The organism is Tessaracoccus sp. MC1627 (genome assembly GCF_014164725.1).
In the GTDB taxonomy this organism is placed as follows: domain Bacteria; phylum Actinomycetota; class Actinomycetes; order Propionibacteriales; family Propionibacteriaceae; genus Arachnia.
On sequence record NZ_JACJGA010000004.1, the window covers coordinates 125024 to 146182 of the forward strand.

The following is a 21159-nucleotide window of genomic DNA, read 5'->3' on the forward strand; positions in this document are numbered from 1 at the left end:
CCGTGATGGACGTTGGATGTGCTCGATCCGGCGAGCGCGATCATCAGGACGGCGAAGACTTCCCGGGTTCACAGGTAGGGACGTGGCCTCTGCAGGCAACCGCCCGTTCGCTGGATGACGGGGACAGCCAGGAAGTGTCGCATGGGCCCGCTAGGGTCGTCGTGGAAGCTATAGCCGATCGGGGTCACCTGATGCAGGCCGGTTATGGGCATGCCGGGTGGAGAGATTCTGACGACGACCCGAGACTGGAGGAGGGATCGATGAACGACGCCGCAGCATCGGTGGTCCCTGTGTGCTATTCGTTGTCCTTCACCACGGGCACCCTTCTCGCCCGCGAGGCCGCACTGCTTGCGCCGTTGTATGCCCAGCACCGTGACTGGGAAGAGGTCCGCTGTTTGGCGTTGGATTGCAACGTGCTGCAGGTGAGGACCCACAGCACTGGTATCCGCCTCGTCCGGGAGACGGTCAAGCGTCTTTCGGCATTGACTGACGACGAGGTGGCTCTCGTGACCGAGGTCACCGCGTCCGAGAGGAGCCACCTGATGTGGGCCGCCGCCTGCCGCCGGTACGAGCTCATTGGGGAGTTCGCCGAGGAAGTGCTGCGCGAGCGGTTCCTGCTCCTGGCGCCGACTCTGGGTCATCAGGACTTCGATAGCTTCGTTCGGAGTAAGGCGTTGTGGCACGAGGAGTTGGTGGAGATCAAGGACTCGACGTTACGGAAGTTGAGGTCGAATGTGTTCCGGATGTTGAAGGAGGCAGGGTTGCTGTCGGTGGCTGGGCGCATCATGCCCGCCTTGTTGTCGGAGCGACTCTCTGTTGCGCTGGGCTCCCACACGCCAAGTGACCTGCGATTCTTCCCGATCCGGCCGATGGCTGGAGAGGTGACGGCGCTGTGATCCCCAAGACACTGCCCGAGCAGGAGGAGCACCTGGTCGCTGTTCTCAGGGGCAATCGCTTCTTGCAGATGGAAGGCCTGGGCAATGAGGTTCCCTTCTTCATCTACCCCTATCCGCCCGAGGCGGTGCTCGCTGTGGCGGGGGCGAAGAAGCGGGTCAAGAACCGGCTAGCCGCTGTTGGGGTGAAGGTTTTCGAGATCAACCTCTACGACTTGTCGGTCGAGCTGCTCAAGGGGCGGAAGGTCTGGGACCGGGTGTTGGCGGTCGAGCCCGACCAGGACAAGGCCGACTTCCGCGAATTGCTCCAGGGCATGCTCGACCCGCAGCTCCACATCGCTCCCGCGATCCGAGACCGGCTTGCGCAGGAGGAGTTCGACATCTTCTTCCTCACCGGTATCGGTGAGGTGTTCCCTTACATCCGCTCCCACAACGTGCTGAACAACCTGCAGTCGGTGGTCAAGGGCAAACCGATGCTGATGTTCTTTCCGGGCCGTTATGAGCAGTCCGACACCTTGGGCTCGTCGCTGGTGTTGTTCGGCCGGCTCAAGGACGACCAGTACTACCGAGCTAAGAACATTTTGGAACAGGAGGCGTGAGCTGATGGAGCTCGACCAGATCTTCGCCAAGGACATCCAGCGCCCGATCGAGGGCGTCATCAAGGCTGATGACGCTGCGCATCTGGCCACTGAGGTCGACGAGTATGTGCTGACCAACGAGGCCGCCAAGGGGTTGGAGATCCTGCTGGAGGAGTACACCTCCTACACCAACGGCAACGGCGTGTGGATCTCCGGCTTCTTCGGCTCTGGCAAGTCGCACATGCTCAAGATGCTCGCCCACCTCTTGGGTGACGTCGAAGGGCAGGACTTCTCGCGCCAGGACGTTTCGGACAACTTCCGATCGAAGGCTCCTGACGCTTTCCTTCCGGGGGTGCTGAACAAGGCTGACCGGATCCCCGCCAAGAGCCTGCTGTTCAACATCGACCAGAAGGCCACCCTGATCAGCAAGGACCAGAACGACGCCCTGCTCAAAGTGTTCGTCAAGGTCTTCGACGAGTCTCAGGGCTACTACGGCAACCAGGGCCACGTCGCTCGCTTCGAGCGCCAGCTCGACAACCGGGGCCAGTATCAGGCCTTCCAGGACGCGTTCGAACGCATCTCCGGCATCCCGTGGGCCCAGGGACGCGAACAGACAGCGCTCGAAGGACCGAGCATCGATCGTGCCTTCACCGAAGTCGACGGCAAGGCCCACAGCGGGGTCATCCAGCAGTACAGCGCCTCGTACTCCGTTTCGATCGAGGACTTCGCCGACCAGGTCAAATCCTGGCTGGACAAGCAGTCAGACCCAAGCTTCCGCCTGAACTTCTTCGTCGACGAGGTGGGGCAGTTCATCGGCTCAGACACCAAGCTGATGCTCAACCTGCAGACCATCGCCGAGTCCCTCAACACCAAGTGCGGCGGCCGGGCATGGGTGTTCGTGACCAGCCAGGAAGACATGGAGAAAGTCCTCGGCGACCGCACCCGCCAACAGGGCAACGACTTCTCCAAGATCCAAGCGCGGTTCAAGACCCGGCTCAAGCTGACCAGCGCGGACGTCGAGGAGGTCATTCGCAAGCGGCTGCTGGAGAAGAACGATGTCGGGGTTGGTGCGTTGTCGGTGATCTACGCCGAGCAGCACGCCAACTTCAAGACACTGTTCAACTTCGTCGACGGGGCCAAGAGCTACCGCAACTACACCGACGAAGCCCACTTCGTCGGCACCTACCCGTTCGTCAGCTACCAGTTCCCGCTGTTCCAGGCTGCCATCGAAGGCATCTCCGATCACAACGTCTTCGAGGGGCGTAACAGCTCGGTCGGTGAGCGTTCGATGCTCGGCGTCGTCCAGCAGGTCGCCAAGGACATTGGCAACGTCGAGGTCGGCCACCTCGCCACGTTCGACAGCATGTTCGCCGGCATCCGTGCCTCCCTGAAATCGGCAGCTCAGCGTTCGATCGACGTCGCCGAGCGCAACCTGGACAACCCCCTTGCGGTCCGGCTGCTCAAGGCGTTGTTCCTGGTCAAGTACGTCGAGAGCTTCCAGGCGACCCCCCGCAACCTGACGGTGCTGGTGTACGACCGGTTCGGCCTCGACCTGCCAGCGCTGTCGGAGCAGGTCAAGGAAGCACTGACCGTGCTGGAGACGCAGACGTACGTTCAGCGCAGCGGCAACACCTACGAGTACCTGACCAACGAAGAGCAGGTCATCGAGGAGGAGATCAAGAACGTCGAGATCGACGGCTCCGAGGTCAGCGGTCGGTTGTTCAGGATCCTGTCCGGCGATGTCATCAAGACCAGCAAGATCCGCTACGCCAAGAACGGGCAGGACTTCCCGTTCGGGTTCAAACTGGACGACCAGGCCCACGGCTCCCAGAAGGAGCTGTCGGTCCACTTCATCTCCCCGGAGTACCCGTACTCGCCTGAAGAGATCCGCATGCACAGCGCGGGCAAGGACGAGCTGCGCGTCATTCTCGAGCCCGATGCGCGGGTGCTGTCGGACCTGCGGGTGCTGATCAAGACCGAGAAGTACATCAAGCGCAAGCAGGGCACTTCGATCTCGGCCATCGAGGGCCAGATCCTGCAGACCAAGGGTGCGCAGAACACGGGGCGGGAGAAGGAGCTGATTGAGCGGGTCAAGGCCTCGGTGGGCAAGTCCACCCTGGTGATCAACGCCGCTGACATCAGCTCCAGCTCGCAGGACGCGCTGGTTCGGGTGACCGAAGGTTTTCAGGAGCTGGTCAGCCGCACCTACACCCAGCTCAAGCTGCTCGACGGGCGAACGTACAGCGAGCAGCAGGTCGCTGGGGCAGCCAACCCCGATGGCGGCCTGTTCGACGCCGCTGAGGCCAGCAAGCTCTTCGCGCCGTCCGAGGAGGTGCTGTCCTTCGTCCTGCGCAAGGAGACACTCGGCGAACAGGTCACGGTCAAGACCATCGTCGACACCTTCACGGCCAAGCCCTACGGCTGGGACCTGGCGTCGATCGAAGTCCTGATCGCCTACCTGATCGGGACCTCCAAGGTCACCCTCACCGTGGACGGCAACCTCCTCAAGCGTTCCGAGGTCGCCACCGCGCTGCGCAACACCCAGAAGCACGCCCACGCAGTGGTGTCCCCGCAGAAGACCTTCGACGAGCGCAAGGTCGCAGCCTTCCGGAAGTTCTGCACCGACTTCTTCGACGAGCCCAACGCCCCCAAGGACCCGCTGGAGTTGGCGCGCCACGGCGCTGACAAGCTGAAGGCCAAGCGCGACGAGCTCAAGGCCACGATCACCAGCTCCAAGTACCCGTTCGTCAGCCAGCTCTCTGGCCCGATCGACCTGCTCGACCAAGTGGTCGGGAAGGCCAACGACTGGTACCTGACCGACTTCAACCTCGGCGATGACCTGCTCGATGCCAAAGAATCGACCATCGACCCGATCCAGGCCTTCATCAGCGGCGGCCAAAGAGCTATCTACGACGACGCCCTCGCCCTGTTGACCGCCCACGCTGGCAACCTCGGCTACCTGCCCTCCGGCAGCGACGCCACAGTGCGAGCCGCCCTGGACGACTCGAATGCCTTCCGGGGAACCAAGATGGCCCAGCTCAAGCAAGCCGCGGACCAGCTGCGCACCCAGATTGACCAGGTCGTCGCTGACAACCGCGCTAGCGTCATCGAAGCGATCGAGGAACGCAAGGCCGAGATCGAGCAGAGCGCCTTCTACGCGAAGGCAACTCCCGACGCCCAGACGAGAGTGCTGCGACACGTCGACCAGACGATCGTCCGTGTCCGCACCCAGAATCAGATCGCCCTCATCCGGGAGACCGGCTCGAGCTTCGAGGAGACCGTCTACCCGAGCCTGCTTGACCAGCTGGCCGCTTCACAGCCGGGAGAGGGCGCCGGCGATGACGAGGCGCCGCCACTCCCGATACAGACGGTATCGGTCAGGACCATCTCCGCCATCGGCATCTCCGGAGTGCTGGAGACGGAGGCGGACGTTGACCGCTACCTCCGCGTCCTCCGCGCCGCGCTCGTCAAGACCCTGAACGACGGAAAGCGAATCTCTCTCTGATGGAAACCGCACCGCTGAAGTCGTTCGCCACCTGGGCACGCAAGGAGCTCATCCGCGAGGTGACAGCCCGGATTGCCGTATTGCTGGGCCCCGCGTCAGCCGAGCGGGTGGAACAGCCACAGTCCGTGGAGGCACTAGAGAAGGCCGTCACGGCGGCGGGTGGGGGCGACAAGGGCAGGGCCGCGGTCGCCGACAAGGTGGCCTACACCTGGTTCAACCGGATCGTCGCCCTGCGCTTCATGGACGCCAACGGCTACACCGGTGTCGGTGTCGTCTCCTCGCAGGCCGGCGTCGGCGGTCAGCCCGAGATCTTGGCCGAGGCCAAGCGAGGCAACTTCGAAGCTTCTGTGGTCGGCGTCAAGACTCGCGATACCGTCACGAGTCTGCTCAACGGCACCCGTCGGAGCGCCGATGCCCAGGGCGAGGCGTACGCCCTGCTGCTCGCGGACTACTGCCGTCACTGGAATCGGGTCATGCCGTTCATGTTCGAGCGGGAGGGCGACTTCACCGAGTCGCTCATCCCGGGCAACCTGCTGGCTGATGACTCGGTCCCGAGCCGTGCGGTCAAGGTGCTGACCAAGGACGTCTGCCAGGACGTCGAGGTCATCGGCTGGCTCTACCAGTTCTACATCTCGGAGCGTAAGGACGAGGTCTTCGCCGGCTTCAAGCAGAACAAGAAGGCCGGCGCCGAAGAGATCCCGGCAGCCACCCAGCTGTTCACGCCGCATTGGATCGTCCGCTACCTCGTCGAGAACGCGCTCGGGCGGCTGTGGATGCTCAACCGCCCGGGCTCCCGCCTGGTCGACCAGATGGAGTACTACATCGCCCCGGTCGACGACGAGACAGACTTCCTCAAGATCGCCCGGCCTGAAGAGCTGAAGGTCGTTGACCCGGCCTGCGGGTCGGGGCACATGCTGACCTACGCCTTCGACCTGCTGTACGCCATCTACGAAGAAGAGGGCTACGCACCTGCAGAGATCCCCGGCCTCATCCTGACCAACAACCTCTTCGGCGTAGAGATCGACCCGCGAGCAGGAGCGCTAGCAGCCTTCGCCCTGACCATGAAGGCCCGCGCCAAGCAGCGCACCTTCTTCAACAAGCAGGTCGAGCCCAACATCTGCGTCCTCGACCCGATCAGCTTCACCCCGGATGAAATCGACTTCCTAGTGACGCCCGATGGGGACAAGCATGCCGAGTCGGCCTTCTGGAACCAGTTCGAGTGTGCCGACATCTTCGGCTCACTTATCCAGCCGGACCCCGAGCTGACCGTCCGCCTCAAACGGCACATCGCCGAGCTGGACGACGGCGGTGACATCCTCGTTGCTGACACGCTCGACTGGGCGGAGCGGGTCATCCACCAGGCGGAGTACCTCGGTGGCGGCTACCACGTCGTCGTTGCGAACCCGCCCTACATGGGTTCGTCAAATATGTCCGGCCAGCTCGAGGCATTCATTCAAGATCACCTGCCGGACGCTAAGGCGGATCTTTTCGCCACCTTCATTGATCGTGGTCAGACACTCACCGCCCGGTTTGGGTTGATTGCGATGGTAGCCAAGCAGAACTGGCTCTTCCGGCCAGCCTTCTCAGCGCTTCGCAGCAAACTCCTCGCGGCTCATCAGCTCGAGCTCGTGGCGCACTTTGGGCCGGGCGCCTTCGACAGCCTCAGTGGCGAGGTAGCTGCCACTGCCGCCTTCGTCCTCAAGGCCAATGACAAGAGTTCGCGGGAGTGCTGGTTCGCGCGGCTCGTAGACGGAGAGAACGAGGCTGGCAAAGCTCTACTGCTTCGAAAGGCCATCGACACTGATCAGAAGGTGCACAGACGGAAGCTGCGTGACTTTCTCGCCATACCCGGCGCCCCGGTGTGCTACTGGATGTCGGACGCTGGACTGTCGGCCCTTGCATCTGGTCCGTACCTCGGTGACGTCCTGATCCCTCGTGAGGGTATGGCAACCGGAAACAACGCACGCTACCTCAGGTTCTGGTGGGAGGTTTCCGCCAGTGGTGTGGTCCGTGACGCCTCATCGCGTGACGAGGCGCACGCGAGTGGAAAGCGTTGGTTTCCATATAACAAGGGTGGGGGGCCGCGGCGATGGTATGGCCATGATGAGTACCTAGTCGACTAGTACGACGACGGAAAGGAACTCCAGACGAAACTCCACCCGGGCGGAGGTCGGATTTGGGCGCACAACTTCAACTTGGAGTATATTTTCAAGGAGGCGGTGTCTTGGTCGTCCATCACGAGTCGCGGGTTGGCATTGCGGTACTACCCGCCAGGATTCTTGTTTGACGCAACTGGCTTGTGCGCATACCCACGGCAGGACCGGAGCTCAATGTTCTACGCGCTTGCACTTGTGAACTCGAAGTTCGGGTCTGATTTCGCCGATCTCCTCAATCCCACCCACCACTTCAAGGCGGGCGATTTTGCGCGACTGCCATTGCCTATTATGGATCGTGTGCAGATTGAGAATCTGGCCGTGCGGGCGATCGAGATTGCGCGCTTGGATTGGCTATCACAGGAGACTGCGCCCGGGTTTTTCTCGCCACTCGTTGAGCCGATTAGGGGGCCGGTCTCGGTGTGGGTCGCGAAGCATCGAGAGACGGGGGAGTCGCTTACGACCGAGCTCCGTGAAATCGAACAGACAATCCAGGACGAGGTTGGCAAGGCACTTGGTGAGGACGGAGGCGAGTCGACGCCCGTTTTAAGGGCCTCAATCACTCTATTTGGAAACGCGGAATACCAGCATGGCTCATCCAACGATCCTGACGGCGACGCTATGCGAGACACCCTCATCGACCTCGTTTCGTACGCCGTCGGATGCATGTTCGGTCGCTACAGCGTGGACGAGTCGGGGCTCATCCTGGGCGACCAAGGCGCGACCGTGCGAGACTATTTGGCCAAGGTGCCGAACCCCTCGTTCGCTCCGGACAAGGACAACGTCATCCCCATCGTGGACAGCGATTGGTTCGAGGACGACATTGTCGCTCGCTTCCGCACATTCCTCCGGGTGGCCTTCGGGGAGCAGCACTTCGAGGAGAACCTGCGCTTCGTCACCGAGTCGCTGGGCGTGCGAGACATCCGCGACTACTTCGTGAAATCGTTCTACAAGGACCACGTCCAGCGGTACAAGAAGCGCCCGATCTACTGGTTGTTTTCCAGCCCGAAGGGGTCATTCAACGCCCTGATCTACCTGCACCGCTACACGCCGTCCACCGTCTCGACGGTGCTCAACGAGTACCTGCGGGAGTTCACGGCGAAGCTCACGTCGAGCCTGCATCAGCAGGAGCGCCTGGCGGTCGGCGGTGGAACGCCGCGTCAGCAGGCGGCCGCGCAGAAGGAGTCCGATCGGCTGCGCAAGGTGCTGCTCGAGCTCGAGGAGTACGAGCACGACGTGCTGTACCCACTGGCCTCTCGTCAGCTCGCCATCGACCTCGACGACGGCGTCAAGGCGAACTACCCCAAGTTCGGTGCCGCCCTGAAGAAGATCCCCGGACTTGAGGCCAGCGATGAGTGACGCCGCTGCCGTCCGTCCTCACCTGCTGCGCTGGTTCGACAGCCGCCGGGTCGTCTTCTGGCATGACCCGGAGGGGCAGTACGCGGCGGCAATCGACAGCCTCGACCTGCCGGGGATCCAGACGATCCGTGTCGCCAACGATGAGTTCGCCGTCAAGAACCGGTTGTTGCACGACGAGCCGGCGACGAAGTTCCTCGTCTATCGCTCGGGTCACGTGCCGAGCGGCATCGGGGATTGGCTGCTCGATCTGGAGTTGGCCTACGGGATTTTCACGGCCGACCGCACCGCGCTCGTTGCCCAGGATCTCGGGCTGGTGGGCAAGGGCATCGACGAGGTGGTGCACGCACACGAGAAGTTCTTCAACGCCGCCAAGCGTGTCCAGAGTCTGAAGGCACTGCTCAGCCCGGACGACGACGCGGCTCGGCTGCGCGCCAAGATCAGCGCCGTGGTGCTCGGCCAGCGGGAGCACAGCCTGCTGGAGATCACGCGCACCCTCCTGACGGAGAACGCCAAGGGCGCGCACGCCAAGTACGACGCCCTCGTCGACCACGTTCTCGACGGCTTCTACTGGCAGGGCGTGGCCCGCATCTACGGCTACGAATCGCCCACGCCGAGCATCGACGACCTGATGCTGTGGATCTTCCAGCGAGCCCTGGAGGGCTTCAAGTCGGATCGCCCGGGCGGGCTGCAGAACATCCAGCTCGATTTCGCGAGCCTGCGAAACGACCGGCGCAGCCAGGAGGCCATGTCCACACTCGCCAAGCGGGCCGCCAGGGACTTGGACTACAAGTCGAAGATCCAGGACATCAGCTTCCGCGACCTGATCAGTGTCGATCTGTTCGAAGAGACCGACCAGAAGATCATCAGTGACCTGGCGCGCGCGGTGGCGGAGCAGACCGTCACGCCACGTGAGGTGGCCGAGGTGGTCCGGGCGCGGCAGAGCAGCGTCTGGATCGACAGCTACCGGCGGCTCTACACGGCCGTGGCAAGCGCTTCGGAGCTGCTGGGCGAGCTGGCCGCGCTAGATCTGGCCATGCAGTCGTTCGACACCGGTCTGGAGCGCTACCGGCGCGAGTGGTTCCGCATCGACCAGCTCTACCGCCAGTTCGTCGTCGCTGCCCGGACAGCTGAGTATCCCAGGCCCCTTGAAGTGCTGCGTGAGCAGGTTGAGAAGCGCTACACCAACAAGTACGTCTACGGGCTCGGCAACGCCTGGCAGCAGCAGGTCGACCAGGTCGAGACGTGGCGCTCGACCGCGTTGCGCTCCCAGACCGACTTCTATGCCCGCTACGTCGAACCGCTCGTGCGCGACGGCGAGAAGAAGGCCGTCGTCATCATCTCCGACGCCATGCGGTACGAGGTGGCTGACGAACTCGGCTCGCTGATCAGGCAGGAGGATCGCTTCGATGCGACCCTGGAGGCCGTCTTGGGGGTGCTGCCCAGCTACACCCAGCTCGGTATGGCCGCCCTGTTGCCGCACGCGACGCTCAAGCACTCGGCCGACGCCAAGACCGTGCTGGCCGACGACCAGCTGACCTACAACACCACGCTCCGGAGCAAGTTTCTGGAGACGGTCGGTGGGTCGGCGATCCAGGCCGAGGACTTCAAGGCCCTCACCGCCGACGAGCGGCGCGAGCTCTACAAGGCCAACCGGGTCCTGTACGTCTACCACAACCGGATCGACGCCACGGGAGACAAGCTCGGCACCGAGCGCCAGGTGTTCGAGGCCGTGGAAGACACACTGCGCGACATCGTCGACCTGGTGAAGAAGCTGGCCAGTGCCAACGCCACCAACATCTTCATCACGGCCGACCACGGCTTCCTGTTCCAGGACGAGGCGCTGGCCGACTCCTTCTTCCTGTCGACCAGGCCACAGGGCGACGACCTCAAGTACGTCAACAAGCGCTTCGTGCTGGGCACAGGCCTCAAGGTCGATCCCGCCTTCGCCACCTTCAAAGCAGCCCAGCTCGGGCTGGACAGCGAGCTGGACGTGCAGATCCCCAAGTCGATCCACCGCCTGCGGATGGCAGGCAGCGGATCGCGGTTTGTTCATGGTGGGGCGACCTTGCAGGAGATCGTCGTGCCGGTGCTGGCGGTCAACAAGAAGCGCCGGAGCGACGTTCGGCCGGTGAATGTGAAGATCCTGCCTGAGTCGGACAAGATCACGACCGGGCAGGTGGTCGTCCGCTTGTTCCAGTCAGAGCCGGTCAGGGACAAGGTGCAGCCGCGCTCCCTCCGAGCGGGGCTCTATGCCGGCGAAACGCTGCTCTCGAACGTCGTCAACCTGACCTTCGACGAGATGTCAGCCGACGCACGTGACCGCTACCAGAGTCCGCGGATGCTGCTGAGTCAAGACGCCAACGATTACAACAACCGGGCTGTCGAGTTCCGCCTTGAGGAGCGGATCCCCAACACGAATCAGTGGCGCGTCTATGAGAAGACCATCTACACACTGAAGCGTTCCTTCACGTCAGACTTCGACTTCTGAGAGGCGAGATGAGCGAAACCCAGAACGAGCCCCACAACGCCGGCGAGCCGCAACAGAGTGACCTCGACTACAAGATCAACCTCCTTTTCGGTGGCGTTGTCGTTCGCAAGGATCTTGTCAAGGCTGTCAAGGGCAACGCCATCGTGCCGTCCTACGTCCTGGAGTACCTGCTGGGCCAGTACGCCGCCTCGGACGACGAAGCCACCATCCAGGCCGGCATCGACACCGTCCGCCAGATCCTCGCTGAGCACTACGTCCACCGCAGCGAGTCCGAGCTGGTCAAGTCCAAGATCAAGGAGCGCGGGCGTCACCGGATCATCGACAAGGTCACGGTAACCCTCAACGAGAAGGCCGACGTCTACGAAGCCGAGTTCGCCAACCTCGGCATCAAGGGCGTCATCGTCGACTCGCCGATCATCAAGGCCCACCCCAAGCTGCTGGTGGGCGGAGTGTGGTGCATCTGCGACATCGAGTACTTCCACACCGACGACCAGCGGGTCGTTCCCTGGATCCTGGGTTCGATCAAGCCCATCCAACTCTCGCGATTCGACGTGGACCAGTACCTGGAGTCTCGACGCGGGTTCACCACCGACGAGTGGATCGACCTGCTCATGCAGTCGATCGGCTTCAACCCCGAGATGTTCAGCCGGCGCGGGAAGTTCTTCCAGCTCGTGCGCCTGATCCCGTTCGTCGAACGGAACTACAACCTGGTCGAGCTCGGCCCCAAGGGCACCGGAAAGTCCCACATCTTCTCGGAGTTCTCACCCCACGGGATGCTGATCTCCGGGGGCGAGGTCACCGTTCCCAAGCTGTTCGTCAACAACGCCAACGGACGCATCGGCCTGGTCGGCTACTGGGATGTGGTGGCGTTCGACGAGTTCGCCGGCAAGAAGAAGCGCACCGACCGGGCTCTCGTCGACATCATGAAGAACTACATGGCGAACAAGTCGTTTTCCCGGGGTATCGAGACCCTGGGTGCCGAGGCGTCCATGGTGTTCGTGGGCAACACCTCACACACCGTGCCGTACATGCTCAAGCGTTCCGACCTGTTCGACGAGCTGCCCGAGGCCTATCACGACCCGGCGTTCCTTGACCGACTCCACCACTACATCCCCGGCTGGGAAGTTGACATCATCCGCGGTGAGATGTTCTCCAACGGCTACGGATTCGTCGTCGACTACATCGCCGAAGTTCTCAAGTCCATGCGCTCGCAGGACTACTCCGACCGCTACCAGCAGCACTTCACCCTGTCGCCTGACATCTCCACCCGGGACCGCGACGGCATCCACAAGACCTTCTCCGGCTTGATGAAAATCCTCTACCCCGACGGCCGCGCCAGCAGCCAGGAGGTCGAGGAGCTCCTTCGGTTCGCCATCGAGGGCCGCAAGCGCGTCAAGGACCAGATCCTTCGAATCGACTCCACGATGCCGGAGGTCAAGTTCGGCTACCTCGACAACGAGGGCTCATGGCACAGCGTCGCCACTCTCGAGGAAGACGAGTATCCGACCTACTACCACCTGGGGCGCAAGGAGGACCCTGAGCCTGCCGAGACTCCCACCGATACCGACCCGCTTGGCGGTGCCCAAACCCCGGCCGGCGTGCCTTCGGCCGACCAGAGTGCCGCGCCCGCGCCGGCACCCGATCTCTTCCAGGGACACCGGGAGTACCACGAAGGCCAGCGGGGCGTTTCGTACGGTGAACTGCTTGTCCCACATCTACGCGGCGCCTCGCAGATCACAATCGTCGACCCTTACGTCAGGCTGTTCCACCAGGCCAGGAACCTGATGGAGCTCGTAGAGGGCATCGCCCGTGGCAAAGATCCGGCAGACGAGGTCAACCTGAAGCTCGTGACGGTCGAGTTCCAGGACGACCCAGTCAAGCGCCAGAAGCAGTACGAGTACCTGCTTCAGATCCAGAAGAGCGCCGGCGTGCTGGGAATCGTCCTCGACGTCGAGTTCGCCGAACCCCAGGCGATCCACGACCGTTCCATCACGACCGACACAGGTTGGAAGATCCTGCTAGGCCGGGGCCTTGACATCTTCCACCGCATGTCCGACAGTCCGTTCGACCTCGCCACCAAGTATCAGAAGTACCGCGAGGTCAAAGCCTTCGGCATCACCTACATCCGAGAATCAGTGGGGGTGTCGCCGGAAGCGAGACAGGGTGCTGCGTCCGGATAGTGGTGGCCGACGGAATGCGAGCCGATCGCTGTGCCCGAGCGTGAATCTGAACCTGTGTGGAGAGCTAGCGCAGTCCGTCGTCAAGTCCGGTCTTGCAATTCGTGCTGAGTAATGCCCCACTAAGAGCAGATCCGATCAACCGAGTCGCGTAGCTCATTGCAGAACACAAGAATCCACTTCTTGGGATTCAGCGGGTCTGTTGAGCTTGATCCCCTGAGCAGTCTCCCTGGTCTGCTCCTGAAGCTCGAGCCTGTCAGATCTAGAGCCGCCGCACGGAATTTGACATCAGCATCGATGGACGCATGGGCGATTCGGTGGCGCACTCGGGCGAGGGACATTAGCCAGGCCTGACGTGACCGCAGTTCTGACTCCACTGGGCTGATGGACAGATGGCGGGCCACCCGATCTGCCGAGCGGACGGGGTGGTGCCACAGTAGGAAGTCCTTTCCAGCGTAGAGCGCAGTTCGCGCGTCACCTAGAGTGCGATGCAGCTTCTGGCCATGGGCTGGAACAGAGACATAAGAACTGGTGCTGGACCGAGCCATGAATCGGACAGTGGCGTCTTCTTGAAACTCCTCCCAGAAAGAGAAGACCCTGAGGAAGGCCGATTCGTACAGGGCTTCGAGTTGGGGGACCTTCAGTGCCAGGCGCACTTCCGTCGCTGGCGGCGCCTTTAACCAGAGAGCCTCGGTAGCGCCCAGCCAATTGAGCGTCGAAGCAACCTCTTTGTTGAAGTTGTTCCGCGCAATATCGAGGGTGCTCACTGTGGCCCGAGGTTGGCCCTACCCCAGAGAGCGAGCAGGCGGTGGCGACGGGGACCTATATTGTCAGTTTGGCGCGACGCGGCTGCGTAGAACTCGCGGTCCCTAGCGCTGAGCGTATCCTCGTTGTCGGGGGGGTCACTAATGATTTGCGAGAGGTCTTGTAGTGCTCCTCTAAGGTCCACCGCCTCCGCCCTCGTGATCTCTCGTCTCGGAGTCGGAACATCCTCAAGTCCGGGGATTCCGAAGAGCCTATGTGCTACCGCACTGAACAGCGAGTAGAACAGGGGGGGGCGACGAAATAGCGTTCCCGTGATTCCTTGGCCTGCAGTCTCAGCGATGGTTGTCATGACGACCTGAAACCGATCGACAGTCTCATCGCGGGATAGGTACTGGCGAGGGTGGGTACTGGACTCGGCGCGGCCACGTTTCCTGGTCCAGTTGATCGGTTCGAGTCCCCACTGCTCGTCCAGGTGTCGATAGAACTCGTCGATGCTGGCCTTCTTGTCTTGGAGTCCGTCAAGAAGTAGGATCATCAGCTCGCTGACGAGCTCCACCTCCTGCATTCGCGCGATGCCGGTTTCTGTGAATATTCTATTCTCGCGCCAAAAGGTCAAGTATTCCCGCGACACGTCGAGTGTGGTCCTCTTGAATACACCAAAATACTTCCCATTTCGCAGTTCTTGTTTAGAAAGTGCTACAGAGTATGTATTGATCCTCGCAAAGATCTCCAGGACGGTGGAGTCGTCGATATTCTCATACTGAAAACCGAAGAATTTGTACATCAGCAAGCGGTCGCGTTGAAGACTGGAGAGTTGGTCGAATGTCTTTCCGGCCCAATCTGCGTCAAGCGACCGACTCAACCGGAAGGATTCTTCGCCGGTGAAGTCGAGCACCGTGCGTAGCCTCTGCTGACCATCGATTACCTCGCGCACAGCTTGATTGCCACGCCCTAGCCTCAGCCTGATGTGGACCGGAGGAACGGGGAAGTCGCGGAGGAGCGTGTCGATGAAGTAGCTTCGGGCGGCAGGACTCCAGACCGGTCGACGCTGGAACTTTGGGCTGAGCTCCAGGGTGCCGGCATTCCTCCAGGCAACGAGGTCCAGGGTCACCATTGAAGTCAGTGAAGGTTCGGTACTCACCACCCCAAGGTAGCAAGTCGCGCGTTCGCCCCGGGAGCGGGAGCACAACCTAGTGGCTTGTCGTTGAGACGTGTTTACGTTTCCGGTCGATTCGGTCAAGAATCTGGTCGGGGGTTTTGGTCCACATGAGTGGGTGTTTGCGTCGGTTCCATCCGTTGATGAAGGGGCGGATCTTGCCCGTCAGATCGGGGACCGAGGTGAAGGTCCCGCGCCGGATGGCTTGTCGTTCGATGATCCCGAACCAGACCTCGACCAGGTTCAGCCATGAGCCGGAGGTCGGGGTGAAGTGCACCGTGATCCGCGGGTTGGCGGCGAGCCAGTCACGGACCTCGGCCTTCGGCGTTCGTCGCGGCGCGGACCTCGGTGGCCTGCCCCCGTGGAGGCGCCGTACTGGGCCACGATTCGCGAGATAGGCCACGGCTTGCACCAGCGTATGGATCGCCTGCGGGGGAGGGAAAAGGAGTTGGCTAAGTTGTCGGAGTTCGCGACGGGCCCGCCTGGCTACCAACGGTGGAAGTGCGGATCCTATGCCGGAAAATCCGCCATGCTGTACGAGCTAGTCACTTACGGGGTGCTGCCCGATGAGGTAGCTGTCATCGCCTACTTCGTTCGGGCCCGCTCGTTTGACGCCGACGAGAGCCGATTCTTGGACGCGGTGGTGCCACAACTAGAGGCCTTGTGCGGCGAACAAGCTGCACTCGACCGCACACTGGGCCGATTCCACCAGTTGTGGCAGCTTGCTTGCGCGGGTGCCAGGCCTGTGCTGCTGGTGGTCGATGCCCTCGATGAGGACCTGCGGCCCGCGGGGAGCGCACCGATCGCGGCACGTCTTCCCAGTCTGGTCGGAGCGCGCGGTCACATTCTGGTGAGCTCTCGGCCCCACCCTGAGATCCATGCGGGGCTGTGAAGAGCCCGCGGCCGAGCCCTGAGTACGCTGGGCGCCGTGTCGATTCCATCAGCGCCCGAGCCCATTCCAGCACCCTCCTCGGCTGTGGTGGGCAGCGGAGTCGACGCAGACGACTTGGCCGTGACATTGCGGGTCTTGCGCATCATCCACGAGCTCGATGAGGCCCACCCCGATTTCGTGGCCGTCCGGCAGGCGACTAGCAGGATGTTCAAGGCGGTCAAGCACCACCGCCGAGGGGTCAGGCGAGCGGCGATCCAGGACAACGACAAGGCGATCGTCGCCGGGACAGCCACTGGGGCACCTGACCGCATCGATGACGAGACGCGGGGGCTGGCGCTCACGTCAGGGGTCGAGGCGCCGACGGCCGGGACGCTCATGAAGGCCCGGCCCTGCTACATCTGCAAGCAGCGGTACACGCTGGTGGACGCGTTCTACCATCAGCTCTGCCCCGCGTGTGCGGCCATGAGTCATATCAAGCGTGGGGCGCGGACGGATCTGGTCGGCAAGCGGGCGCTGCTGACCGGCGGTCGGGCCAAGATCGGCATGCACATCGCGCTCCGGTTGCTGCGCGATGGCGCCCACACCACGATCACCACCCGATTCCCGCGTGACGCGGTGCGACGCTTCGCGGCGATGCCTGACGCCGCCGACTGGCTGCATCGACTGCATGTGGTCGGCATCGACCTGCGTGATCCGTCCCAGGTCATCGCATTGGCCGACGCGGTGGCCGCCAGGGGCCCGCTGGACATCCTGGTCAACAACGCGGCACAGACAGTACGACGCTCGGCCGGTTCGTACGCGCCCCTCGTCGACGCCGAGTCGATCCCGGTCCCGGACGGACTGTGGCCCGAAGGCCAAGGCCCAGAACTCCTGACGTTCGGGCACACACGAGACCTGCATCCTCTGGCGCTGGCCGAGTCGGTCAAGGCGCACCCGCTGCTCGCGGCGGCGGACGCCGCGGTCACCGGCTCTGCCGCCACTCACGCGGATGCCGAGGCCGCGGCCCGCCACGCCCAGCGCCTGACAGAGATGGCTCTGGCTCCGGGCTCGTCGTCGCTGGCGCGTCTGGCCGACGGCTCAGCGATCGACGCGGGAGGGCTCGTTCCCGACCTTCACGACTCGAACAGCTGGGTCCAGGGCGTCGGTGAGGTGGACGCGCTCGAGATGCTCGAGGTGCAGCTCTGCAACGAGACGGCGCCGTTCATCCTCATCAGCCGCCTGCGGCCGCGCCTGGCCGAGGCGGCGAGAAGCGTGGCGAGTGGTCCGGCCCGGGCGTACGTGGTCAACGTGTCAGCGATGGAGGGGGTCTTCGCGCGCGGCTACAAGGGTCCCGGCCATCCGCACACCAACATGGCGAAGGCGGCGGTCAACATGCTGACCCGGACGAGCGCGCGGGAGTTGTTCGAGTCCGACGGCATCCTGATGACCAGCGTCGACACCGGCTGGATCACCGACGAGCGCCCGCACCCCACGAAAGTTCGGCTCGCCGAGGAGGGCTTCCATGCGCCCTTGGATCTGGTCGACGGAGCCGCTCGGGTCTACGACCCGATCGTCCGCGGGCAGGCCGGCGACGACCTTTTCGGCGTCTTCCTGAAGGACTACGCGCCCTCAGGTTGGTAGGCCACGCTCGACAAGAACTCGCCAGATCGGTTCCGGCATTCTGTTCCCGCCGCGGGCACGCCAGGCGGCCCTCCGCCTGGCCGTCATCATTGGCCGGTCCTCCAGTACCGCCCGGGCGTGTTCGGCGGGTGAACGGCCGAGGCGAGTCGAGGACGGCCCGGGCGGCCGGAACCTCGTCGGCGCTGATCGAGCAGAAGCCACGTCCACGGAACTCGCCTCTCCAACCGCCTCATGAAACGCCCCCACCCCGGCCCAGCGCTCCAACCGCGATCCCGCAGTCCGGAATGCGCCTCCAACCCGCCTCATGAAAGGGTGAGGTGGGCACACAGGTTGAGTCGCTCGCTGGGGCGGTCGTGATGGAGGTCGAGGAGCAGGTGACGACGACGGTCACGCCACCGGTGGTGGACTGGGCCACCACAGTGGCGCCGGTCAGTCGGAAGACCACCCACATGTCAGCATGTGCGTGAGGTCACGGCCAGCGGTGTGCCGTCGTTCAGGGCCCGAGGAGTGCGAGGGGAACGATGGCGATGCCGTCGGGGCGGCGGTAGACGTGTCGGCCGGTGTAGATGATCACCTGGTCGACGATGCGGTCGCCGAGTTGTTGGCCGAGCCAGTTGAGGTGCTCGACGTCGGCGGGTCTGATGGTGTCGGTGAGTTTGACCTCGATCGCGACCGTGGAACGGTCTGGCGCCTCGACGATCAGAGCGATTTCGTGGTGGGTGTTCTTGGTGCGCAGGTGCCCGATGCGGGCATCGACTGCTTCGGCGTAGACCCGCACCGACTGGGCAATCAACGACTCGAACAGGGCCCTAGCCAGGTGCCGGTCGTGGCGTGGACGCGGCTGCCCTGTCCACGGAGCAGCCCGGCCTTGCCGACGCCGATGAGGCGGGCGGCCAGGGCGGGGTCGACCAGATGGTGCTTGGGGCGTGGGTGAGCCTTCAAGGGCGCGAACGCGGGCGTCCATGCCTCGATGGGGTCGAGCAGGAAGATCCGTTGGAGGTGTTGGCGGTAGATGTCTGCGGTTTGCCTGGCGGGTTTGTCGCCCTCGCCTGGGGTGGCGGCCGCCAGGATGGTGGCGTAGGGCGGCGTCGGTCGCGGTCGCCGCGGCGTGAGCGTGGGGTTGGGTTCGGATGGCGCCGGCGAAGGTATCAACTGGTGCGAGCTCCGCTCGGCAGTACAAGGTCGTATTACGCGGCGACGCATGCGAGTCGGGGTTCTTCGGGTTGTAGCAGGAGAGCAAGGGAGTCCATCGATGTCACGCACCGTTCGTCAGAAGGCCCGCCTTATCGCTCAGGATCAGCTTGTGAGGCGCCGCGAAGCGCTGGTCGCGAGAGAGGCGAGGATCTGTGACCAGGTCCTCGAGGCGACGGCAGCCACTCTTGAGCGTGATCGGGTCGTCGCCGATTCCGAGCGGCGGATCGCTCTGGCGGTGCATGCGTTGGCTATCGCCGAGGCCGTGCCTGTCAGCGAGGTCGCCGAACTGTGCGGACTCGACGTCCGCGAAGTCAACCGTCTCCTGCGGGCGGGTTCACACGGCAGGGGATCTGCGCGCGCAGAGAAGCTATTGGTAGCGGATGCTGGTGACACGGGGGAGGGGTGAGCAGGATGGCGCGTCCGCAGACGTCGACGAAGCCCCACCCCCGCTGACGTGACGCTTCCTGTCGAGTACTGCAGCTCGCGTCGATCTCTGGAACGCCGGATGGCGGAGGGCAAGCTGACGCGTTACAAGAACGGCTTTTGCGTTCTGGTCGATCTGAACGAGATCGATTCCCTTCTTCGAGGTGATCGTCGATGAGCATGGCGTCATCTGGCCGACGGTGGCCCCATGGAGGAGTGGGGCCAAGAGTAGAGAGGCCCGGAGGTGGCCCGGTTGCGATGGATTCTTCGGGCTCCCCGAGCCTTCCGTCGATACCAGTCGCCGGCTGATGAGGCACCAGCACGGTACGGTCCGTGTCGACGGCGCTCGAAAATTGAGCGGTTTCGGCGCCGGAATTGTGAGCGGTCGTCAGCATGTTAGGCCACCAGGGGCGCTCAGCGGACAGTGTCACTGGGACCACCTCCGGGATCAGCCTAAGCGATCGGCTCGCGCCCCCGGCGGCATGTGAGTGCGCAAATCGCGGCGGTACGACGCGCGCTTTGTCCGCGGGTTCTCCGAAGTGCACGGGACGATCTCCCTTCCGGTCTGTCAGAAGTACCAACGCGCGCTCGACACCAACCGGCATTGGTGGTCTACTCTCGGCGTGAGTAATCAGCAAGTAAGCGGCGCCGCGGGGGGCTCGGTTTCAAGCGGTGCTGCGAAGTTCGCCATCGCTGGCGACCGCGTGATGAAGGGGCGGTTGCTCATGGCTGGCCTGGGCGAGGAGATTCGTGCACTGTGGGACACGTTCTCGCGGGTCGAGGCCTGGCCAGCACCCAACGGCCACCTCGACCTCAACAGCGACAGCATCCTCGATGTCCTGAACGGGCTTCGCCGCGCCCTCACCTCGATCCGCTCTCTAGACCTCGAGGTCTTCCAGAACTCCAACGAGCAGGCCTACCTCGCAGTACGGGCCGCCGACCCGCGCGGCCTGGCGGTGGTCGGCCTAACGGCTCCTAGGAACAACGCTGTGCACCACCCGGAAGTCGTGGACCCAGGGGTCGATCGGGCGATGGGGCCGCTCGCGGATGGGCGGTACTTCATCTTCCCTGCCTGGGTCGACCGCACCAGCCGCCTCGATCCGATGTTCACAACGCAGCGCGGCTTCTCACAGGCATACGCGGACGCGTACGACGGCTACGTCGCGGGACGCTCCCTCCTCGACCCCCTTCTCGACGCGTTCGACTTTTTCGACTCCCTCGCACCTCTTCTGGCGCGACGCGACATCGAGGGACAGCTTGCGCACTTCCCCCTGCCCCCGCCTCCTATCGCCGGAGTCAACCTCTACTTCCGATTGCTGCCATCCTCTCCCAATGAAACGAAGCAGCGAGCGGTGCTCGATCTCCAGCTTCGCTTCATGCTCGAGACGTCTCTCCCCGAAGGACGCGAGCGCGTTATCACGGGGGCGTTCGAGGCCGACGGCGAGGTCGTTCTGACCGGGTACACCGTAGTTAGCGACACATATAGACACCTCTTCCTGGACGTCCCCGTCCAGGTGCAGGCTGACATACGAGGTGGGTTCAGGTACCTCCTCTCAGCGGCTCAACCGTCGTCGGCAAGCGAAGATGGCGCGGTTGAGGTGGCAGCAGATCTAACTCTCCCGGACGGGCGGCGGTTACCGACAGACGCCCTTCTGGCCGCTGCAGCCTCGGACGCGGAAGTCTCCAGGGGCCGTTGGGAACTGTGTCAGCGAGACGCGAGTTACTACCGGCGCTTCCGCCGGCCAGGGGGGTGACTGCGTGGAAACTGCGCAAGGTCTGCACGCGCCAAACCCCGGGCATCTGGTCCTCGGCCAGTTGAGGGCGGTCGTGCTCGGGACACCGACGCCGAAGGCTACCCTCGCACACCGCGGGCAAGTAGTGCGGCAGGTGAGGCTCTCCCAGCGTCGCAGAAGCCCTGCCTAGGGAGGGCTTGTGGGCCCCGGGTCTTTGGCAGCG

15 protein-coding genes and 1 pseudogene are annotated in these 21159 nt (G+C 63.4%); 12 read left to right on the plus strand and 4 right to left on the minus strand.

Features of this window, described 5'->3' with window-relative positions:
- The first annotated feature begins 5 nt into the window (after nt 1-5).
- The 7 genes from H5399_RS09100 to brxL all read left to right on the plus strand — a co-directional run bounded on the left by H5399_RS09100 (nt 6) and on the right by brxL (nt 13156).
- Nucleotides 6-896: a DUF1819 family protein gene (locus H5399_RS09100; protein WP_255422220.1), complete on the plus strand. Its 891-nt coding sequence runs from the start codon at nt 6-8 to the stop codon at nt 894-896.
- Nucleotides 893-1492 carry a DUF1788 domain-containing protein gene (locus tag H5399_RS09105; protein WP_370585728.1) on the plus strand — a complete coding sequence of 200 codons (600 nt, stop codon included), beginning with the start codon at nt 893-895 and terminating at the stop codon, nt 1490-1492. Before H5399_RS09100 ends, H5399_RS09105 begins: the two co-directional genes overlap by 4 nt.
- Nucleotides 1493-1496: 4 nt before the next feature.
- Nucleotides 1497-4976 carry a BREX system P-loop protein BrxC gene (brxC, locus tag H5399_RS09110; RefSeq protein ID WP_182782739.1) on the plus strand — a complete coding sequence of 1160 codons (3480 nt, stop codon included), beginning with the start codon at nt 1497-1499 and terminating at the stop codon, nt 4974-4976.
- The gene (pglX, locus tag H5399_RS17580; RefSeq protein ID WP_220490931.1) at nt 4976-7099 is read left to right on the plus strand and encodes a BREX-1 system adenine-specific DNA-methyltransferase PglX; all 2124 of its coding nucleotides are present in this window, start codon (nt 4976-4978) and stop codon (nt 7097-7099) included. Before brxC ends, pglX begins: the two co-directional genes overlap by 1 nt.
- Before the next feature lie 207 nt (nt 7100-7306).
- Entirely contained in the window at nt 7307-8488 is a 1182-nt protein-coding gene (locus H5399_RS17585) for a class I SAM-dependent DNA methyltransferase (protein ID WP_220490932.1), read from the plus strand.
- Nucleotides 8481-10976 carry a BREX-1 system phosphatase PglZ type A gene (gene pglZ, locus H5399_RS09120; RefSeq protein WP_182782740.1) on the plus strand — a complete coding sequence of 832 codons (2496 nt, stop codon included), beginning with the start codon at nt 8481-8483 and terminating at the stop codon, nt 10974-10976. Before H5399_RS17585 ends, pglZ begins: the two co-directional genes overlap by 8 nt.
- 8 nt (nt 10977-10984) lie before the next feature.
- The gene (gene brxL / locus H5399_RS09125) at nt 10985-13156 is read left to right on the plus strand and encodes a BREX system Lon protease-like protein BrxL (RefSeq protein ID WP_182782741.1); all 2172 of its coding nucleotides are present in this window, start codon (nt 10985-10987) and stop codon (nt 13154-13156) included.
- 760 nt (nt 13157-13916) lie between these two features.
- Here the strand turns inward: brxL and H5399_RS09130 are convergent.
- Nucleotides 13917-15032 (minus strand): DUF262 domain-containing protein, encoded by a 1116-nt coding sequence (locus H5399_RS09130; protein ID WP_182782742.1) that lies wholly within the window; start codon nt 15030-15032, stop codon nt 13917-13919.
- 76 nt (nt 15033-15108) lie between these two features.
- Nucleotides 15109-15393: pseudogene (locus tag H5399_RS09135) on the minus strand (IS630 family transposase); the annotation flags it as partial.
- Between the two features lie 138 nt (nt 15394-15531).
- Between H5399_RS09135 and H5399_RS09140 the strand changes: the two are divergent.
- The 3 genes from H5399_RS09140 to H5399_RS09150 all read left to right on the plus strand — a co-directional run bounded on the left by H5399_RS09140 (nt 15532) and on the right by H5399_RS09150 (nt 18053).
- A complete protein-coding gene (locus tag H5399_RS09140; protein ID WP_182782743.1) occupies nt 15532-15966 on the plus strand; it encodes a hypothetical protein in 435 nt (144 codons plus the stop codon).
- A gap of 36 nt (nt 15967-16002) precedes the next feature.
- The gene (locus tag H5399_RS09145; protein WP_370585729.1) at nt 16003-17586 is read left to right on the plus strand and encodes an SDR family NAD(P)-dependent oxidoreductase; all 1584 of its coding nucleotides are present in this window, start codon (nt 16003-16005) and stop codon (nt 17584-17586) included.
- Nucleotides 17587-17903: 317 nt separating this feature from the next.
- Entirely contained in the window at nt 17904-18053 is a 150-nt protein-coding gene (locus H5399_RS09150; protein WP_182782744.1) for a hypothetical protein, read from the plus strand.
- Nucleotides 18054-18079: 26 nt separating this feature from the next.
- Here the strand turns inward: H5399_RS09150 and H5399_RS09155 are convergent, their stop codons facing one another.
- The gene (locus H5399_RS09155) at nt 18080-18379 is read right to left on the minus strand and encodes a hypothetical protein (RefSeq protein WP_182782745.1); all 300 of its coding nucleotides are present in this window, start codon (nt 18377-18379) and stop codon (nt 18080-18082) included.
- The gene (locus H5399_RS09160) at nt 18376-18789 is read right to left on the minus strand and encodes a hypothetical protein (protein ID WP_182782746.1); all 414 of its coding nucleotides are present in this window, start codon (nt 18787-18789) and stop codon (nt 18376-18378) included. Before H5399_RS09160 ends, H5399_RS09155 begins: the two co-directional genes overlap by 4 nt.
- A 100-nt stretch (nt 18790-18889) precedes the next feature.
- Here H5399_RS09160 and H5399_RS09165 point away from each other — a divergent pair, with 100 nt between their 5' ends.
- Nucleotides 18890-19186, plus strand: coding sequence for a hypothetical protein (locus H5399_RS09165; protein ID WP_182782747.1), 297 nt, complete (start codon nt 18890-18892; stop codon nt 19184-19186).
- A gap of 640 nt (nt 19187-19826) precedes the next feature.
- The gene (locus tag H5399_RS09170) at nt 19827-20957 is read left to right on the plus strand and encodes a hypothetical protein (RefSeq protein WP_182782748.1); all 1131 of its coding nucleotides are present in this window, start codon (nt 19827-19829) and stop codon (nt 20955-20957) included.
- Nucleotides 20958-21159 lie beyond the last annotated feature (202 nt).

Coding starts and splice junctions, on each gene's coding strand:
- pglZ (WP_182782740.1), top strand. CDS start 8,481: ATGAGTGACGCCGCTGCCGTCCGTCCTCACCTGCTGCGCTGGTTCGAC.
- H5399_RS09160 (WP_182782746.1), bottom strand. CDS start 18,789: ATGCGTCGCCGCGTAATACGACCTTGTACTGCCGAGCGGAGCTCGCAC.
- brxC (WP_182782739.1), top strand. CDS start 1,497: ATGGAGCTCGACCAGATCTTCGCCAAGGACATCCAGCGCCCGATCGAG.
- H5399_RS09130 (WP_182782742.1), bottom strand. CDS start 15,032: ATGGTGACCCTGGACCTCGTTGCCTGGAGGAATGCCGGCACCCTGGAG.
- H5399_RS09100 (WP_255422220.1), top strand. CDS start 6: ATGGACGTTGGATGTGCTCGATCCGGCGAGCGCGATCATCAGGACGGC.
- pglX (WP_220490931.1), top strand. CDS start 4,976: ATGGAAACCGCACCGCTGAAGTCGTTCGCCACCTGGGCACGCAAGGAG.
- H5399_RS17585 (WP_220490932.1), top strand. CDS start 7,307: ATGTTCTACGCGCTTGCACTTGTGAACTCGAAGTTCGGGTCTGATTTC.
- brxL (WP_182782741.1), top strand. CDS start 10,985: ATGAGCGAAACCCAGAACGAGCCCCACAACGCCGGCGAGCCGCAACAG.